The 17,185-nt window shown below is 43.2% G+C and carries 16 protein-coding genes, 2 tRNA genes and 1 pseudogene; 12 read left to right on the top strand and 7 right to left on the bottom strand.

All coding sequences use genetic code 11. The features are described from left to right. Positions 1-48: 48 nt before the first annotated feature. From MICAI_RS10230 to MICAI_RS10215, 6 genes and pseudogenes are all read right to left on the bottom strand, one after another. Positions 49-120, bottom strand: a tRNA-Thr gene (locus tag MICAI_RS10230). Positions 121-128: 8 nt separating this feature from the next. After that, a tRNA-Tyr gene (locus MICAI_RS10225) sits at positions 129-213 on the bottom strand. Between the two features lie 52 nt (positions 214-265). Further along, positions 266-403: a hypothetical protein gene (locus MICAI_RS25865; protein WP_157221746.1), complete on the bottom strand. Its 138-nt coding sequence runs from the start codon at positions 401-403 to the stop codon at positions 266-268. Further along, positions 351-551 (bottom strand): annotated as a pseudogene (locus MICAI_RS23715) (2Fe-2S iron-sulfur cluster-binding protein); the annotation flags it as partial. The gene MICAI_RS25865 and the pseudogene MICAI_RS23715, both read right to left, overlap by 53 nt. Positions 552-563: 12 nt before the next feature. Continuing rightward, positions 564-854 carry a 2Fe-2S iron-sulfur cluster-binding protein gene (locus tag MICAI_RS10220; RefSeq protein ID WP_008201292.1) on the bottom strand — a complete coding sequence of 97 codons (291 nt, stop codon included), beginning with the start codon at positions 852-854 and terminating at the stop codon, positions 564-566. Between the two features lie 591 nt (positions 855-1,445). Further along, complete coding sequence (locus MICAI_RS10215; RefSeq protein WP_002761158.1) at positions 1,446-2,081, bottom strand: peroxiredoxin; 636 nt, start codon at positions 2,079-2,081, stop codon at positions 1,446-1,448. 478 nt (positions 2,082-2,559) lie between these two features. On the opposite strand from MICAI_RS10215, the gene psbU reads away from it, so the two are divergent. The 6 genes from psbU to MICAI_RS10185 all read left to right on the top strand — a co-directional run bounded on the left by psbU (position 2,560) and on the right by MICAI_RS10185 (position 9,471). Then, positions 2,560-2,967: a photosystem II complex extrinsic protein PsbU gene (gene psbU / locus MICAI_RS10210; protein WP_002754370.1), complete on the top strand. Its 408-nt coding sequence runs from the start codon at positions 2,560-2,562 to the stop codon at positions 2,965-2,967. A gap of 192 nt (positions 2,968-3,159) precedes the next feature. Then, complete coding sequence (nadB, locus tag MICAI_RS10205) at positions 3,160-4,827, top strand: L-aspartate oxidase (protein WP_008201288.1); 1,668 nt, start codon at positions 3,160-3,162, stop codon at positions 4,825-4,827. Between the two features lie 208 nt (positions 4,828-5,035). Then, positions 5,036-6,130 carry a HEAT repeat domain-containing protein gene (locus tag MICAI_RS10200; protein ID WP_008201286.1) on the top strand — a complete coding sequence of 365 codons (1,095 nt, stop codon included), beginning with the start codon at positions 5,036-5,038 and terminating at the stop codon, positions 6,128-6,130. Then, positions 6,127-7,200 carry a glycosyltransferase gene (locus MICAI_RS10195; RefSeq protein ID WP_008201284.1) on the top strand — a complete coding sequence of 358 codons (1,074 nt, stop codon included), beginning with the start codon at positions 6,127-6,129 and terminating at the stop codon, positions 7,198-7,200. The genes MICAI_RS10200 and MICAI_RS10195 overlap by 4 nt, the downstream gene beginning before the upstream one ends. A 163-nt stretch (positions 7,201-7,363) precedes the next feature. Further along, a complete protein-coding gene (locus MICAI_RS10190) occupies positions 7,364-8,023 on the top strand; it encodes a hypothetical protein (RefSeq protein WP_008201282.1) in 660 nt (219 codons plus the stop codon). A gap of 2 nt (positions 8,024-8,025) precedes the next feature. Then, a complete protein-coding gene (locus MICAI_RS10185; RefSeq protein ID WP_008201280.1) occupies positions 8,026-9,471 on the top strand; it encodes a hypothetical protein in 1,446 nt (481 codons plus the stop codon). A gap of 156 nt (positions 9,472-9,627) precedes the next feature. On the opposite strand, the gene MICAI_RS10180 is transcribed toward MICAI_RS10185, so the two are convergent. Further along, positions 9,628-11,235 carry an MFS transporter gene (locus tag MICAI_RS10180; protein WP_008201277.1) on the bottom strand — a complete coding sequence of 536 codons (1,608 nt, stop codon included), beginning with the start codon at positions 11,233-11,235 and terminating at the stop codon, positions 9,628-9,630. Between the two features lie 622 nt (positions 11,236-11,857). Between MICAI_RS10180 and MICAI_RS10175 the strand changes: the two genes are divergently transcribed. The 6 genes from MICAI_RS10175 to MICAI_RS10150 all read left to right on the top strand — a co-directional run bounded on the left by MICAI_RS10175 (position 11,858) and on the right by MICAI_RS10150 (position 17,129). After that, positions 11,858-12,961 (top strand): glycosyltransferase family 4 protein, encoded by a 1,104-nt coding sequence (locus MICAI_RS10175; protein WP_008201275.1) that lies wholly within the window; start codon positions 11,858-11,860, stop codon positions 12,959-12,961. Positions 12,962-13,082: 121 nt separating this feature from the next. Next, positions 13,083-14,099 carry a glutaminase A gene (glsA, locus tag MICAI_RS10170; RefSeq protein ID WP_008201273.1) on the top strand — a complete coding sequence of 339 codons (1,017 nt, stop codon included), beginning with the start codon at positions 13,083-13,085 and terminating at the stop codon, positions 14,097-14,099. Between the two features lie 389 nt (positions 14,100-14,488). Next, positions 14,489-14,848, top strand: coding sequence for a YtxH domain-containing protein (locus MICAI_RS10165; protein ID WP_008201271.1), 360 nt, complete (start codon positions 14,489-14,491; stop codon positions 14,846-14,848). Further along, the gene (locus MICAI_RS10160) at positions 14,849-15,214 is read left to right on the top strand and encodes a hypothetical protein (RefSeq protein WP_008201269.1); all 366 of its coding nucleotides are present in this window, start codon (positions 14,849-14,851) and stop codon (positions 15,212-15,214) included. A gap of 246 nt (positions 15,215-15,460) precedes the next feature. Next, complete coding sequence (locus MICAI_RS10155) at positions 15,461-16,267, top strand: TPM domain-containing protein (protein ID WP_008201267.1); 807 nt, start codon at positions 15,461-15,463, stop codon at positions 16,265-16,267. A 157-nt stretch (positions 16,268-16,424) separates the two neighbouring features. Further along, the gene (locus MICAI_RS10150; protein WP_008201265.1) at positions 16,425-17,129 is read left to right on the top strand and encodes an LmeA family phospholipid-binding protein; all 705 of its coding nucleotides are present in this window, start codon (positions 16,425-16,427) and stop codon (positions 17,127-17,129) included. The last annotated feature ends 56 nt before the right edge of the window (positions 17,130-17,185 follow it).

Genomic DNA, 17,185 nt, shown 5'->3' with positions numbered 1-17,185 from the left:
CTCAATCTCATTCTTCAACGGCTGATTGAGAATGAGCAGGTCAGAGAAAGCCCGTGATGAGGATTGAACTCATGACCTCACCCTTACCAAGGGTGTGCTCTACCACTGAGCTACACGGGCATTGATCGTGGTGGGCCGGGCCGGATTCGAACCAGCGTAGGCGTAGCCAACGGATTTACAGTCCGCCCCCATTAACCACTCGGGCACCGACCCATTAATTCCACGATTATTAATCGTAGCACCCTTAGCTAAAACACACAAGTGTTTAGGGAAAAAAATTCTTAAGCCATAAAATAACTCCCGTTACAGCCATGGCTGTAACGGGAGTTTTCTGATAATCTTGAGAGAGATTAGGCCAGAGCTTCTTCTTGGTGGGTTTCGCGCCCACAGTTAGCTCTGGCATAGGTGACACAGGTAAGGATGAAACCCTCTTCAATTTGATCGTCATCGAGGAAGGACTGATCAGATTGATCGACTTGACCAGATAAAAGTTTACCGGCAGCGGTGGAGCAGGCTCCCGCACGGCAGCAATAAGGTAAGTCCAGTCCTCGTCCCTCGGCTACCTATATACTTTCTTCTTGGTGGGTTTCGATCACACAGTTAGATCTGGGATAGGTGACACAGGTAAGGATGAAACCAGCTTCAATTTGATCGTCATCGAGGAAGGATTGATCGGATTGATCGACTTTACCAGATACAAGTTTACCGGCACAGGTGGAGCAAGCTCCCGCGCGGCAGGAATAGGGTAAGTCCAGTCCTTGCTCTTCAGCTGCATCAAGAATGTACTCATCATCTTGAACATCAATTGTCTTCTCTCCATCGGGTGTTTTCAGGGTGACTTCATAGGTTGCCATCGGTTGTTCCTCTTAATTAAATGCTAGTGAAAGCGGCAGTCTCTACAATTGCCTCTCGCTCGTCGTCAGATTGAACAATGCGAACGAGTTTCATTTTTGATACTACGGGAAAATCTCCCCGACTCAGCCTTGCATTAGTAATGACAGTCTTAAATAAACTTAAAATAAAATTTACTTATATATTTAACCCAGAATTCTTGAGCATTCTTGCTCGATCTCTAGATAATTTCATCCCTCTACAATCTAGTCAAACTAGCCACCACTAAGCATTTGGAGCGATGATGTTGGTTGTTTTTTTAGTCTTAAGCCGATTTTTATTAAATATTAATTTAACTTATGTTTAAGATAGATGTCGATGAATTGTCTTTAACCCAGCCAAGAAATTGCTTTTCGGCACTACTGCCGCTAACACATCTAGGGAAACTATCAAAAAATATATTGACAATCAAACCAATAAATGATAGGAGGGGATCAATCCCCTGTTGCCAGGGCGACCACCCGTTATAACGGATGGCTAACCCTCCCTGACGACTTTATGGTTTTCGGATTGCCAGTTTTCCGGGCTCTGGTTCACCGATTAGCAATCACTAATTACTTATTAGGTTGGGGAGTCATGCGTAGATAGGGTTTGATTTCTTCAACCCCTTTGGGAAATTTGCTGCGAGCTTCTTCAGTGGGAATAGAGGGGACTACCACACAATCGCCGCCGTCAGTCCAGTTAGCCGGGGTAGCCACTTGATAGTTATCGGTGAGCTGCAGGGAGTCGATTACGCGCAGGATCTCGTTAAAATTGCGTCCCGTGCTGGCAGGATAGGTAATAGTTAAACGTAATTTTTTGTTGGGATCGATGATAAACACCGAACGTACCGTCAGATTATTGAGGGAATTGGGGTGAATCATGCCGTAGAGATCCGAAACTTTGCGATCGCCATCGGCGATAATCGGATAGTTAACGGTAGTGTTTTGAGTTTCGTTGATGTCATTAATCCAACCCCGATGGGATTCGGCACTATCGACACTCAAAGCGATCACTTTCACATTACGTCGCTCAAATTCTGACTTAAGACTAGCCACCGTACCTAATTCCGTGGTGCAAACAGGGGTGTAATCAGCCGGGTGCGAGAACAGCACTACCCAGCTATCTCCTACCCACTGGTGAAAAGAAATCGGACCTTCACTAGAATCTTGTGTAAAATCTGGAACGATATCACCCAATTGGAGAGCCATAATTGTGTCTTCCTTATTATGTATTTCAAGACAAGCAACAGTTTATGATGCCATAGGAGTGCTGTTCGTCATTGATAATTTTAGGGATTTATAATAATTGGGTTAGGGGATAGGGGAATGAGGAAATGGGGGAAGTGGGGAGATAGGGAAATAGGGAAATTCAACTGTAGCAGCAGCCAGATGGCATCAGGAAAATCCTTGCCAGAAGCTGATTTTAGCGATTTAGATTGTCCTAACCAACTTGTTCTTTGTGATCAAACCCCAAAACCGCAAAACCCTTCCCCTAGGGGGGCAAACTAGGTTATGATCTGGTCTAATGGCATGATATAACTTTTTTAACTAGCTATCAGCGTTCAGCTAATAGCTAGGCTGCGGTGGCAAATCCCAACTACCCACCCTATGCCTAGTCGGAAAGCTGACGGCTTAATTTCTTGTCCTGATCGTTAATTTGCCTTGGTTTTAGGAGACCACAACTGCAATGAAGAATCTTGTTCGTCTGCTGGCGGTAATTGCCTTGATTATCGGGAGTTTTTGGGGCAAAGTTCCCGCTCAAGCTCTCAATCTCACCTCGATCGCCCTTCCTTCTCATCCTGTGGCGGTCTTAAATGCGGCTGATGCCAAACTAACCACAGAATTTGGGGCGAAAATCGACCTCAATAACAGTGATATTCGCGATTTCCGGGACTTGAGAGGGTTCTATCCCAATTTAGCTGGTAAAATCATCAAAAACGCCCCCTACGAAGAAGTGGAAGATGTCCTCAATATCCCCGGACTCTCGGACACTCAAAAAGAGCGTTTACAGGCTAATCTGGAGAAATTCACCGTTACTGAGCCTTCTAAAGAATTTATCGAGGGTGATGACCGTTTTAACCCCGGAGTTTACTAAATCCAGTTAATTGCGGTTAAAAAAAAATTCCTAGGTGGGCGATCGCTCACCTTTTTCAGTGATCAGCTTCCGAAGGCAAGAGGCAAAAGAAAGAATCTGGCATACTGCCCCAAGGGAAAGACTGGCGATTTTTGCCAGAACTATAGAGAAATGAAATGCTAGAATAAATAGAATTTATCAATTAACTCCTACATGGTCGTTTCCTCGCAACTGCCGAGTTATCAAGATGTGTTAGTGGTGGGATCGGGAGCGGCGGGATTGTATGCCGCACTGTGTTTACCCCCTAACTTAAAGGTGGGTTTAATTACCAAAGAAGATTTAAAAACTGGGGCTAGTGATTGGGCGCAGGGAGGAATTGCGGCAGCCACGTCCCCGGCAGATTCCCCCGTTTTCCATTTAGAAGATACCCTGAAAGCTGGAGCGGGCTTATGCGATCGCTATGCTGTGCAGTTTTTAGTGGAGAAGGCCCCCCAAGCGATCGCTGATTTGCTGCGGTTGGGGGTTAGTTTTGATCGCTCTGGAGACGACTTAGCCCGCACTCTTGAGGCTGCCCATTCCCGGGCCCGGGTGCTGCACGCGGCTGATCGCACGGGGAGAGCGATCGTCAGTACCCTGATGGAAAAAGTAGTCGAGCGCCCCAATATTACCATTATTCCCCAAGCGATTGCGCTGAAACTCTGGCTTGACCCGGAAGGGCAACGCTGTCAAGGTATTTGTTTACTCCATCAAGATCATCTCTGTTGGCTGCGAGCGCAAGCAGTCATTCTGGCTACGGGAGGCGGTGGTCAAGTCTATGCCCAAACCACTAATCCCGCCGTTAGCACGGGGGATGGAGTCGCCCTCGCTTGGCGTGCTGGGGCAGTGATTTGCGACCCAGAATTTTTTCAGTTTCATCCCACCGCTTTGACTGTGCCGGGGGCGCCGAGGTTTTTAATTAGTGAGGCGGTGCGGGGCGAAGGAGCGCATTTAATTGATGATCTGGGGCGGCGTTTTGCCTTCGATTACCATCCGGCCGGAGAATTGGCTCCCCGGGATGTGGTAAGTCGGGCGATTTTTAGCCATTTGCAAAAAACCTCCGACGATCCCGCCCATGCCAAAGTATATCTAGATTTAAGACCAATCGAACCGGAGCGTCTGCGTTATCGTTTCCCCAATATTATCCGCATCTGTCAAAAATGGGGCATTAATGTGCTTGAGGATGTGATTCCGGTCGCCCCCGCCGCTCACTATTGGATGGGAGGAGTGGCTACCGATTTAAACGCCCGCACTTCTCTATCTGGTTTGTATGCGATCGGCGAAGCCGCTAGTACAGGTGTTCACGGGGCTAATCGTTTAGCTAGTAATTCTCTCTTGGAATGTATTGTCTTTGCGGCAAGTTTAGCTGCAATAGGTCTGGAGCCAGAAAACTTTCTGGGGGAAAGACCCGAAAAACCCTTAGAAATTGCGGAAAACTGGCAGGAAGAACAGGAATACTGGCAAAAAGTACGGAGGGAATTACCGATTTTAATGTGGGAAAATGCGGGGATTTGCCGATGTCAAAATGAGTTAGAAGCTGCTATCCTACGGGTGCAACATTGGAAACAACAGTTACAATCCTTGAAGATGGGCCAATTTCTCCAGAATCTTCTCCCCGACAAAGGACAATTATTCTTGTGTCCCTCGGTGCAGTTAGAGATAAGAATAGCGATCGAGACATTAAATCTTTTAGACATCGCCGACTTAATTCTGGAAAGTGCCTTATTACGAGCAGAAAGCCGAGGCGGTCACTATCGGGGCGATTATCCAGAAACCGTAGCTAATTGGCAATTCCACACGACTATTCAAGGTCGAACATGGCGGAAAACGCCTGTGCAAGCTTAATTAAGCGAGTTTTTCACAGATAATCCCTAAGCTCTAAACAGTGGACTCTATCCTCGCTCCCAGGAGCCGCGCTATTCGCGCCACGCTCACCGGGAGCTTTTCCCAATCATCCCAGTCTATGACCTATCTCTGGAGTTCAGTGCTTTTGATTTATGGCTTTTAGGCTATCATAACTTTTACCCCCCCCCTAAACAGTTACATTAATTCTATGATCAAACCCAATTTCCCATTGTTGTTAGCTATTGGTGTGAGCATTTGGGGTCATGATTTCCAGGTTTTACCCAAGGCTAACGCTCAAACTCCGCCTAGGTTAGAGAGACCTCAGACTGTGGCCACTTACGATCAGTGGATGAAAGCTGGTTACGAAGCCACAGCCCAAAAAAATTACCAACTCGCCCTAGAAAAATTTCAACAAGCTCTGGCACAACGTCCGAACGATACATTTGCTCAAAATGCGATCGCTAATATGCAGAAGTATTTAGGTCAAACCGCCACGGCTACCGACGCTACCGCCAAAAATGAGACTTCACCGATACCATTAATTGCTGGCTCGGCCCTATTATCCATCGCTTTATTGGGAGTTTTACTATCGCTTTTCTTTCAATACCGTCCCAAGGGCAAAGCCTCAAAACGCCGCAAAAAAACCACTTACGTCAGTCCTACAAACCCACTCGACAACTTTTTTAGGGGCAATGGCAATTCCCTCGATACGGACACCAAAACCAGCAGTGAGATTAATGACAATTGGGAAGATGATTTCGAGCCTTCTTTGCCCGTACAAGCTACCTCCCGGATCCCGAACGCAGACTTAATCCTGAGTTTAATTGAAAGTCTCCGCGATGAGGATCCCCGTACCCGTAGGCGGGCGGTTTGGAAACTGGCACAGATGTCCGATTCTAGGGCAATGCAGCCTTTAGTCGATAGTATGGTGGATGGGGATTCCTACGAACGCAGTTTAACCCTAGAAGCCCTCGCTCAAATCTGTACCCGCTCCCTGCGACCGATGAACCAAGCTTTGGCTATCTCTCTCCAGGATAAAAATCCCCAGGTGCGGAAAAATGCTATTCGGGATTTAACCAGACTCTACGATATCATGTCTCAGATCAGTCAATTAATTTGTCATGCCCTCGATGATTCTGATGAGGAAGTGCAAGAAACAGCACGCTGGGCAATTAGACAGTTAAATCTGCAATTAGCTCCCCGTTTAGATATTGCTCCCCTAGAAACCACCGGTGAACCGGAAGATGATGACGTACAGGATACTTCCTTCACTGAAACCACACCCACTGAGGTGCAAAATTGAGTCGAAAACTGTTATTTCTCTCCACCCCTGTGGGATTTCTGGGTTCGGGGGGCGGCGGTGGCGTAGAATTAACTATTGAGAATCTCGCTCGCACTCTGACCAGGCAAGGCTATCTGGTGCGGGTAGTGGCCCCAGAATCCTCCCAATTGCACGATATTCCCTTAATCACTATAGCGGGCAATGGCCAGATTTCCGCCCAAAGTCAAGGCCGGCAAGCTCCGATTTTAATGCCCGAAAATGCCGTTTTGGCCAATATGTGGCACTACGCCCAACAAGTACACAATCAGTACGATTTAATTGTTAATTTTGCCTACGATTGGCTCCCTTTTTATCTCACTCCTTTTTTTGCCACTCCCGTCGCCCATTTAGTCAGCATGGCTTCCGTTTCTTTGGCGATGGATCATATTATTCAAAAAACCTACCGCAGTTTTCCCCATTTACTCGCTTTTCACACCGTCACCCAAGCAGCAACTTTCTCCCTCTCTCCCCCCTATCGCTGTTTGGCTAATGGTTTAGACGTATCTTTGTATCAGTTTCGCACCGATCCCTTCCCCTGTCTAGCCTGGGTGGGACGGATTGCCCCGGAAAAAGCTTTAGAAGATGCGATCGCTGCTTGTCAACAGTTAGGTGTCCCTTTACGCGTTTTCGGTCATATTTCCGATCCTCTCTACTGGCAAAATTTACAGGATAACTATAGTTTCGATTTAGTCGATTATCGCGGGTTTTTGCCGACTGAGAGCCTACAAAAAGAGCTAGGCGACTGTTTTGGCCTGTTGATGACCCCGCGCTGGGTTGAGGCTTTTGGTAACGTGGCTATTGAAGCTTTAGCCTGTGGTGTTCCCGTAGTTGCCTATCGTCGCGGTGGTCCGGTAGAAATTATTGAAGAGGGAAAAACTGGTTTTTTAGTTGAACCCGATAGTATCGAGGGATTAGTTACGGGAATTAAAAATTTAGACCGGATCGATCGATATTCTTGTCGTGCAGTAGTGGAGCAAAAATATTCCCTAGAAGCTTTGGCAAATCGAGCTATTAATTGGTTTGAAGAAATTTTTACTCGCAGTCAAAAATAAATAGGCTCTCTTGGTTTAGTCCGGTTAAATCTTTATCCCAGAAGGGTTCGGGATTAACCACAGAGACACAAAGAACACAAAGTCAAAACAGATTCGATATTAATTTTGCTTAGTTACTTAGATAAATTTTTCTGCTAGAGTTGATTTAAACCCCGTATTATCTATGGCAAGATTGACCCAAGAATTGTTATGTGACGAGGCAGCTGTCTTCTCAGCTTTGGAATCTCAACATCAAGAATCTTCACTCTACGGTGTTACAGATGGTAAAGCGATCGGAACTTACTTAGAACAAAAGTTTAAACTATATCTAAAGGAAAAATATAATTTTCTTGACGGTAATTCAGCTAGTGGGATTGATTTTCCCGATTTGTTAGTAGATATCAAAGTAACAAGCATGAAACAACCTCAATCATCTTGTCCTTTTAAATCTGCAAGACAAAAAATTTTTGGCTTGGGATATTCCTTAATTATTTTTGTTTATGAAAAGTTAGATGATAGCCTAAATCGTACTGCCAGTTTAAGAATTATCAGGACAATTTTTGTCAGTGCCGAAAGAACAGCCGATTTCCAGATGACTCGTGGTATCCGCAATATCTTAAACAATCAGGGAAACAAAGATGATTTAATTGCTTTTATTTTAGATAAAAACTTACCTGTTGATGAAATGGAAGCAGCCAATATAGCTGATGAAATTCTTGTTCATCCCCCGGGGCAAGGTTTTTTAACTATTTCTAATGCCTTACAATGGAGATTACAATATACTAGGGTAATCGATCTTGCCGGTCAAGAAGAAGGATTAATAGCCATTTATAGAGAGAATTAGTCATGCAAGCTTCTCAGGTTAAAATTGAATATGGAGACTTTCAAACTCCCCCGGAGTTAACCGAAAAAATTTGTCAAAAATTATGGCAAATTCATGTTAACCCCGATGTTATTATTGAGCCAACTTGTGGTATAGGTAACTTTTTAAAAGCGGCCTCACTTACCTTTAAAGAAACTAAAAAAATTCTTGGCTTTGAAATTAATCCTAATTATATCACTCAGATTAATCAAGATCGGCAAATATGCCAAGATCAAAGAATACAAGTTCAACAGAAGAATTTTTTTGATTGTGACTGGTATTCCCTGACTCAACCATGGACAGAAAATATTTTATTCCTGGGGAATCTGCCTTGGATAACCAACTCAAAACAGGGACTTATTAACGGAAAAAATTTACCTCAAAAAAGCAACTTTCAAGGATATCATGGTTTAGATGCCATCACGGGAAAAAGTAATTTTGATATTTCAGAGTGGATGTTAATTAAGCTCATCGAATGTCTTGATCGACGTTCAGCTTATCTGGCAATTATCTGTAAAACGACCGTATCTAGAAAAATTTTAAACTATATCTATACTCACAAAATTCATCTCGTTTACTCGGCAATTTATCCGATCAACACTCAAAAATATTTTCAAGCAAATGTAGATGCTTGTCTTCTATTTTGTCAATTTGATGCTCATTCAGAAAATTACTTTTGTGATGTTTTCAATAGTTTTGAAGAAGGGGAATTTCAGCGCATTGGTTATCAAAATAATATCCTAGTCAGAGATTTAAATGCTTTTACTAGATTAAAATATTTATATCATAAGCATCCTCAAGAAAAATGGCGTTCAGGAATTAAACATGATTGCTCAAAAGTAATGGAATTGCAGTTAGTTAATGGAATTTTTGTCAATGGTTTAAAGGAAGTCGTTGATCTTGAACCCACCTATCTTTATCCTCTTCTGAAAGGTTCAGATGTGGCACAAAATCGCCTAAAAGTTATCAATAAATACATTTTGGTAACTCAGAAGTTTATCGGTGAATCTACAGAAAATATACGCGATATAGCACCAAAAACTTGGCAATATTTAGTTAATCATAAAAATTATTTTCTAGACAGAAAGAGCAAAATTTATCAAAATCAGCCAGACTTTTGCATATTTGGGGTGGGTTCTTACAGCTTCTCTCCTTTTAAAATCGCCATTTCTGGACTTTATAAAAAACTGAATTTTAACCTGATATTACCCTATCAAAATCAACCCGTTATTTTCGATGATACTGTTTACTTCTTAAGCTTCGATGATTTAGATACCGCTCAAAAAACCTTACAGCTTCTCAATTCTTCCCTAGGCAGAGAATTTTATTACTCCTTGATATTTTGGAATGAAAAAAGACCGATAAAAACCCGTATTTTAAATAGTTTAAATTTATCGATTTTAGCCGAGAAGTTGTTATCCTATAAGTAGGCTTTAATTTTAGCTGCGTTAATCTCGCATCCTGCGGGATATTTTATGTTCGGGTTTTCGTCACACACAGGAGTCAATAAGTCAATAACTTTGTCTTGATAATTTACAAAACGATGGGAACCTGAAGAAGAAAAATTACGGGGTTTAACTGGATGTTTACTTTTCCTCTTGTCTTCTTGTTGCTAATTGGTCTAAAATTTCGGCGTGAACTTGGCGAGTAATTGGATAAAAATAGGCAATAATTAAGCTAATGATCAGAAAAAATGCCGGTAAAGGAGCAATTGCTAGACGAATCGCCATTAAAGCACTATCTGGCTGCAGGGGAATTGCTTCTCCTACGATTCTCGGTTTAAACCCCGATGTTTCTAGAGCAATACCGACAAGAAATAACCCCAAAGCTAAACCAATTTTTTGTAAAAGTACCATGAAAGCATAAAAAATACCTTCTCGACGTTTTCCTGTTTTTAATTCGTCCAATTCAATCACATCAGGAACCATTGACCAAGGAATTAAATAGGCCACAGATACGCCAAATCCCGCCAAAACTGCCAAAGCATACATTAAAGTTATTTGTCCTGGTTGGAGCAAAAATAAACCAATTTGGGCAATAATCCAAAATGTCATCCCTACAAAATAGACTATTTTTTTGTCTAATTTCTGACTAACTGCTTGCCAGAAAAATAACATCACTAAAGCTGTTCCCTGTACCGCTAAAGCGACTAAACCCGATTCTGCTTCCGATAGTCTCATGTAACTGACGACGTAGTAAACCAAAATCGAGGCGGTTAATTGTACTCCTAACCAAGCACAAAGATAGATGCCAATAACGTATAAAAAGGGACGATTACCAAAAACTATTTTTAATTGTTCTTTCAGGGGAATAGTTTCAGTATTATTAGCAGCTTCTCTCTGTTTAATTGCCGCACCATCCCTGAGATGATTTTCAGTTTTGCCATAGTAAAGGGTTAACCCCAAAACTATCCCTTGTATTCCTAATAAAATTGTGGAAGTAGCGATAAAGTCTCTCGGATTTAACCCAATTTTTCCTACTCCATAGACCAAGGAAAGCGCACCGATAACTATAAAAGCAATTGACAAAACTTTTTTCTGAGGAGAATTGAGAATCGCTTTTGCTCCTCGTTCTTGCAAAACTAAAGCGCACCAAATAACTGCTAAAACCGAGATTAAAGCACAAACTACACCTAACAATAAAAAAGCTTGATGGAGATCGTTGGCATAGGACGATGAGACGATAATATAGAGAATTAATGAGAGAATGCTACCTCCGATTGAAAAGGCAAAACGAAAACTATTTAAACGGGTTCTCTCATTATAATCATAAGTTAATTCAGGGGTGAGTGCCTGGTAAGGAAGATTGACTACTGTATAGGTTAAATTAAAGATAATGCCGATAAAAATATAATATAAAAATAGCCATAATTGGTTATTAGTCGGGATTAACCACAGTAAAAAATAACTAATTCCGAAAGGAATCGACCCCAATAACATCCATGGTAAGCGACGACCCCAGATAGTACGAGTTTGATCGCTCCACATACCAATGATCGGATCGTTAATAGCGTCGAAAATTCTCACCACCATCAGCACACTACCAGCTAATCCTGCTGATAATCCTGCCACATCAGTCAGGAAAAATAGCAGGTAAAATACCGAGATATTGGCAGTGATAGCCGGTCCCAAATCCCCCGCACCATAGGCGATTTTTGTGGTTAAATTCAGTCTTTCAGCAGTCAAATGAGCCATAAAAGCAATTATAGAGATTAAAATAAGCTTAACTGTTCTGGGAGCATTTGTAACCTTTGCTAGGGCAGTTGAGGAACTTTAATTTTGGCTCTTCTAGGTTCTGTGTGATCAGTTTAACTTACAATATGATCGATCAATCTTTGTGTCCTTTGTGTCTTTGTGGTTCGTTCCACTCACTCGCCAGCAGGACTGTATCCTAGAATACATTTTACCCACCAAACCTGGGAGAGCCTAATTTTTTTGTCCCTAGTAATTCCTGAAAATATCTAGCGTTAAAAAGAGAAGATTCTCCGATGACACCGGGGACAAAGAAATGGGTTTATCTTTGGCATCCGGGAAAATTCTGACTATTTCCCCGTCCTTCACTTCCTATCTATCGCCCTGGCAGCATCATCAGCTAAACTGACTAATATCAGTTATTTTAGCTATCAGCATCGAAATTACCCTTATTCTGGCAGTTAAACGCAAGAAGATCGACTAGATTGTTCTTTTTCGGACTGTTAGCGGTTAGGATGTATTACTTGGGGGACGATCGAAATAGATCAAGAAAGTGCGATAGTACAGATAAGAGATCGGGGAAAATTTTTCGGCCAAACCCAAAACTTTTTGACACGGACGTTCTATGCTGCCTCATATCTTCCTATTTTTAGAGATTTTTGCCCAAGAAAGCGGTATTCAATCCTCTATCAAGGATGTTCTGCCAGCTTATCTCACTTTACCCGATTCTGAGGCGGCCGAGGTTTTTTTACTGCGGGATGCCTCTGATTGTCCTAATCCTTTCAAAAATCAAGGTATTACCTTTCATTACCTGAAAAATAAGTCAGCAACTCTCAGACGCATCCAATTAGCCCTTAAATTTCTGGTTTCTCTCCTCCAGAAACCTCCCCAAAGGGTTTTTTGTGGTCATATAAATTTAGCCCCCCTCACCCGTCTTTACTGTCAAGCTTTAGGCATACCCTACACCGTCCTCACCTACGGCAATGAAGTCTGGGAACCTTTACCAAATTCGCAAAAACAGGCCCTGCAAGCGGCTGCATCAATCTGGACAATTAGCCGTTACACTCGCGATCTTATGTGTCAGGCTAACGCGATCGATCCCAAAAAAGTAGCAATTCTCCCCTGTGTGGTGGATGAAGAAAAGTTTAATTTAGGCAAAAAGTCCTTGACATTAATCAAAAAATATGATAGACAAAATGCCAAAGTTTTATTAACAGTGGCCCGGTTGTGGTCGGGGTATATCTATAAAGGGGTGGATCTTACCATTCGGGCCCTGCCGACAATTCTAGAGACTTATCCCGAAGTAAAATATCTAGTCATCGGACGAGGGGACGATCGCCCAAGGTTAGAAGCTTTAACCAAGCAGTTAGGAGTGGATAAACAGGTAATTTTTGCGGGTTTTGTCCCCAAGGAGGAATTAGCCGACCATTATCGTTTGGCCGATGCTTACGTTATGTCCTCCCAGGAAGGACTCGGGATTGTTTACCTAGAAGCGATGGCCTGCGGTATTACCGTGATTTCTGGAGATGAGGACGGTTCGGCGGAGCCGCTGCAGGATGGTTTGGTGGGGTGGCGCATTCCTTATCGAGATGCCGAAAAGCTGGCCCAAGCTTGTTTAGAAATTTTGCCAGGTCACGATCCACGTTGTCACCCGCAATGGTTGCGTCAACAAACTCTAACTAAATTCGGCAAAAAGACTTTACAAGCAAAATTACGGCAGTTAATCTAATACCTTCTCTATTCATGGCCTTCCTCCTCTCTCCCGCCCCCCTTTACCCCCCAATCCCTTTACTGTTACCTCTTGCCTCATCTCAACCAGCAATTTAATACTTAACAGCTTATACTCCCCTATGGTCTCCCCAAAAGATTTTATTAGTCCCGTCAATTCCGAGCAAGAGTTAGTCTATCCTTTTCGGAACTATCTTAACTATCTTCACGCAAAATACTCTGATTTACAGACGGGTCATATCGCCGATTATATTCCGGAATTAGCCCTAGCAGCTCCAGAATGGTTTGGTATTTCGGTAATTAGCACTGATGGTCAGATTTTTGAGGTGGGAGACTGTCAGCAAACCTTTACAGTACAATCAATTTCTAAAGCTTTTGTCTTTGGATTGGCCCTAGAAGATCACGGACGGGAATACGTTAATAGTAAAGTCGGTGTTGAACCCACCGGAGAAGCTTTTAACTCGATTATTCTCGATGAAAAAACCAATCGTCCCTATAATCCTATGGTTAATGCTGGTGCGATCGCTACCACGGATTTAATCACCGGACAGAATGCCACCGAAAGGCTAAAACGTATTTTAGAAATGTTTAAACGCTATACGGGTAGGGATCACGAGATTAATGTCCCCGTTTTTCTCTCGGAAAAATCCACCGGCAATCGCAATCGGGCCATGGCTTATCTGATGCTAAATTTTGGCATGGTTAGCGATAAAATTGAAGAAACCCTCGATCTTTACTGTCAACAATGTGCCATTCTCGTCCATGCTCACGATTTAGCCCTGATGGCTGCTACCTTGGCTAATGGCGGTGTCAACCCCATCACAGGAATACGGGCGATCGATGAACACTACGTTCAAGATGTGATCAGTGTTATGCTTACCTGTGGAATGTACGACGCTTCAGGAGAATGGGCCTATCGGGTAGGATTACCAGCAAAAAGCGGTGTCGGGGGCGGCATTACGGCAGTAGTTCCCCATCACTTGGGAATTGGCACTTTTTCCCCCCTTTTAGATGAAAAAGGCAACAGCATCAGAGGAGTGAAAATTTGTCAAGATATTTCAGAGGATTTTGGTTTACATTTATTTAATGTGGCCAAACCAGAACGAGATTTAAAAACATGGCTTGAAGGTAATAGTTGATAATGATAGCTGTCCCTGGCAGCAGCACCTACCAGCCCTAGAAAATTAATTTGGCTAGAGGTCTGTGGAAAAAATTTCGTAACCCTCTTGACAAAAACAGCAGATGGTGTGTATTATAAGTCTTGTGTGAGGAGTATAAGTTCAGCATAAGAGGAACCTTTGGGGTCGAAACACGGCAAGACTCCCAGAGGTTCTTCTTTTTCACTCCCTTATTGGCTCAAAGTCGGCAATAAAATCAGGTTTTTCCCGATCGCTAGTTTTTTCTCAATTTATCCCTTTTAGGTCTGTTGCTGCTGGCCAAGAGCAACAGGTCAAAATTTTGCCGAAGAAACTGCACAAGAGAAGTGTAATTGCTCGTAAAATTGGGAATTAAGTACAAGGGCAATCCTATGGCAGATAAAAATAACGGTAACGGCGGCTTATTTGTCGTCGGGGTTTTAGTGGGCAGTGCGATCGGGGCAGTGGCGGGTTTATTAGTAGCGCCCAGATCTGGAAAAGAAACCCGTCGAATTCTGCGAAAATCCGCTCGCGCGTTGCCAGAATTAGCCGAAGATCTGACCACGACGGTGCAATTGCAGGCCGATCGCCTATCGGAATCAGCCAGGCGTAATTGGGATGATACTTTAATTAGATTAAAAGAGGCGGTGACTGCCGGAATCGAAGCTAGTCAAAGTCTAGCCACGGACAATCCCTTCCCCGACTCGCAAGAATCCCCCCAGGGCGATAATCATCACTCGAATGACCATTAAATGACCGAACCTATTTTCTGGCTAGGATGTTCTTTACTTTTAGTCGCCGTTAGTTTAACGGCGGTTTTCATCGCCGCTTTACCTGCCCTGCAAGAGTTAGCCCGGGCAGCCCGCAGTGCCGAAAAATTATTCGATACCCTGCATCGGGAATTTCCCCCGACTCTAGAAGCAATTCGCCTGACAGGGGCGGAAATCAGTGAATTAACCGACAATATCGATGAAGGGGTCAAAAGTACCCGCCAAGTTGTCCAAGGAGTCGATCGCAGTCTCGGTAATGCTAAAGCTGGTCTTAGCAAGCTCGATCGTGGCAGCCGTCGCCTCTTGATCGGTTTTAAAGTCGCTTGGAATACTTGGAAACGCAGTTAAGGAGATGGGGAATTATGAAGTGGGAAGTGGGAAATTGGGAAATGGGGGAGTGGGGAGATAGGGGAATCTCAACTAATACCCCAAAACCCTCAAACCCCAACTCTCAACTCCTGAATCCTGATGACCGACTCCTGATAACTGAGTGACTAAAGTTGAGAATTCCCTTAAGATAAAGTAAATAAGTGTAAAGAAACTGAAAGTTAGCCTACACCCTTGCTGAAAAAATTCTCATTGTCTAGAAGTGCTATGCTCAATCGTTTTTGCCGAGGAATCTCGATCGCTCTTGTCATTGGTGTCATTAGCTGTCTGGGTTGGATTATCTGCCCGGATCAAGCTCTAGCGGTAAATAATCCCGAATTACTGCCCAATCAAGCCACTCCGATCGTTGATTTAGCCAATTATCTACCCGCAAAACAGGAAGAGGCATTAATCCGAGATATCGAGACATTTCAAGGGGAAACCGGCTGGAAAATGCGAGTTTTAACCCAATATGACCGCAGCCCCGGCCGGGCAGTGATTAATTTCTGGGGATTGGATGATAAAAGTATTCTCCTAGTGGCCGATGGTCGCGGCGGTAATCTACTATCTTTTAGTATTGGTGATGCCGTCTATGAATTTTTACCCCGCACTTTTTGGATCGAATTACAGGCCCGTTTCGGTAATATGTATTTTGTCCGGGAAAATGGCGAAAATAACGCGATCGTACAATCCTTGGACACGGTAAAAGGCTGTTTAGTTAAAGGTGGTTGTGCGGTGGTCCCCGGTTTACCGAGGGAACAGTGGATCCTAACTTTAATTACCTCAATTGTCGGCGGTTTAGTCTTCGGTTTTGCTGGTATTCCCCGCAAAGAAGGACAGGTTTTCGCTTGGCAATGGGTTTTAATTGTCTCTCCCCTCTGGTTTATCCTCTTTGTTGCTTTTGGCATCGGACCGGTAGTTACTCGCACCAGTGAATTACTGCCCCTTTTCCGCAATTTAATCGGTTTTGTCCTCGGGATTTTAGTCGCCTATCTTTCCCCTCGTTTTAATTCCCTCAACGCCTCAAAAACCTAAAAATTAGCGGCTTTTAAGTGATCAGTAATCAGTAATCAGTGAAAAGAAACCAGCGAAGTTTTTACCTATAAATGATAGCTGACGGCAGCCCCTCATGGTTCGATCGATCTAGCTCTGTTACAATTAGGAAAATTGTGGAGTGAGTGAGATAACGTTTATGTGGGTCAATACTCAAAGTGAGATTATTAGCAAGGTTTTGCCGCCAGCAGTACGTCTGTTCTTAAGAACGCAAGTAGAACAGATAGAAGATTTAGAAATGCAGCTGCAAGGTCATGATCGGCAAATTTTGCGCGGTTATATCCCCGGGGTATTTTTAGCCGTAGGAAAAGCGATTTATCAAGGTTTACATCTAGGTAAAGCGCAATTAAGAGGGGAAAATATTCGTCTTAATATCGGGCAGGTTTTGCGAGGGAAACCCCTAAAAATTTTGGAACCTATTCGGGTTAGCGGTGAAGTGGAAATTAACGAGCAGGATTTAAATAATTCGATCGCCTCGACTATTTTAGTTAATGCTTTTGCCGATTTACTAATTTTTTCCCTAGAAAATAACGGAGTTGTTAACGCCAGAGAAATTATCTCACCAGAGCAGTTTAACTGGAAAAGTGTTCTCCTAAATCAGGGTTATTTCTCTCTTCTCGGCTATAGAGAAACAGGTGCAGAAGTAATTTTTAGCGCTGATATTACCTTAAAAGATGCTCGCACTTTAGGGATTAATCCCCGACAATGGCAAGGTTTAGCCCCAGATTTATCTATGGATTTGCAACCTTTTACTGTCGATTTAGGCAAAGATGTGGAGATTAAATCTTTTATTCTCGACGCTCAAACTCTTTTCTGTCAGGGAAGTTTTTTGATTTTACCTTAAAAATAAACGCAATGATCCCGGTGGGTTAACTTAGTTTAACCCACCTAATTAGGGCG

The organism is Microcystis sp. T1-4, from assembly GCF_000297435.1.
In the GTDB taxonomy this organism is placed as follows: Bacteria; Cyanobacteriota; Cyanobacteriia; order Cyanobacteriales; family Microcystaceae; genus Microcystis.
The sequence above is the reverse complement of the archived record's forward strand: the minus strand, read 5'-3'. Positions and strand labels throughout refer to the sequence as shown.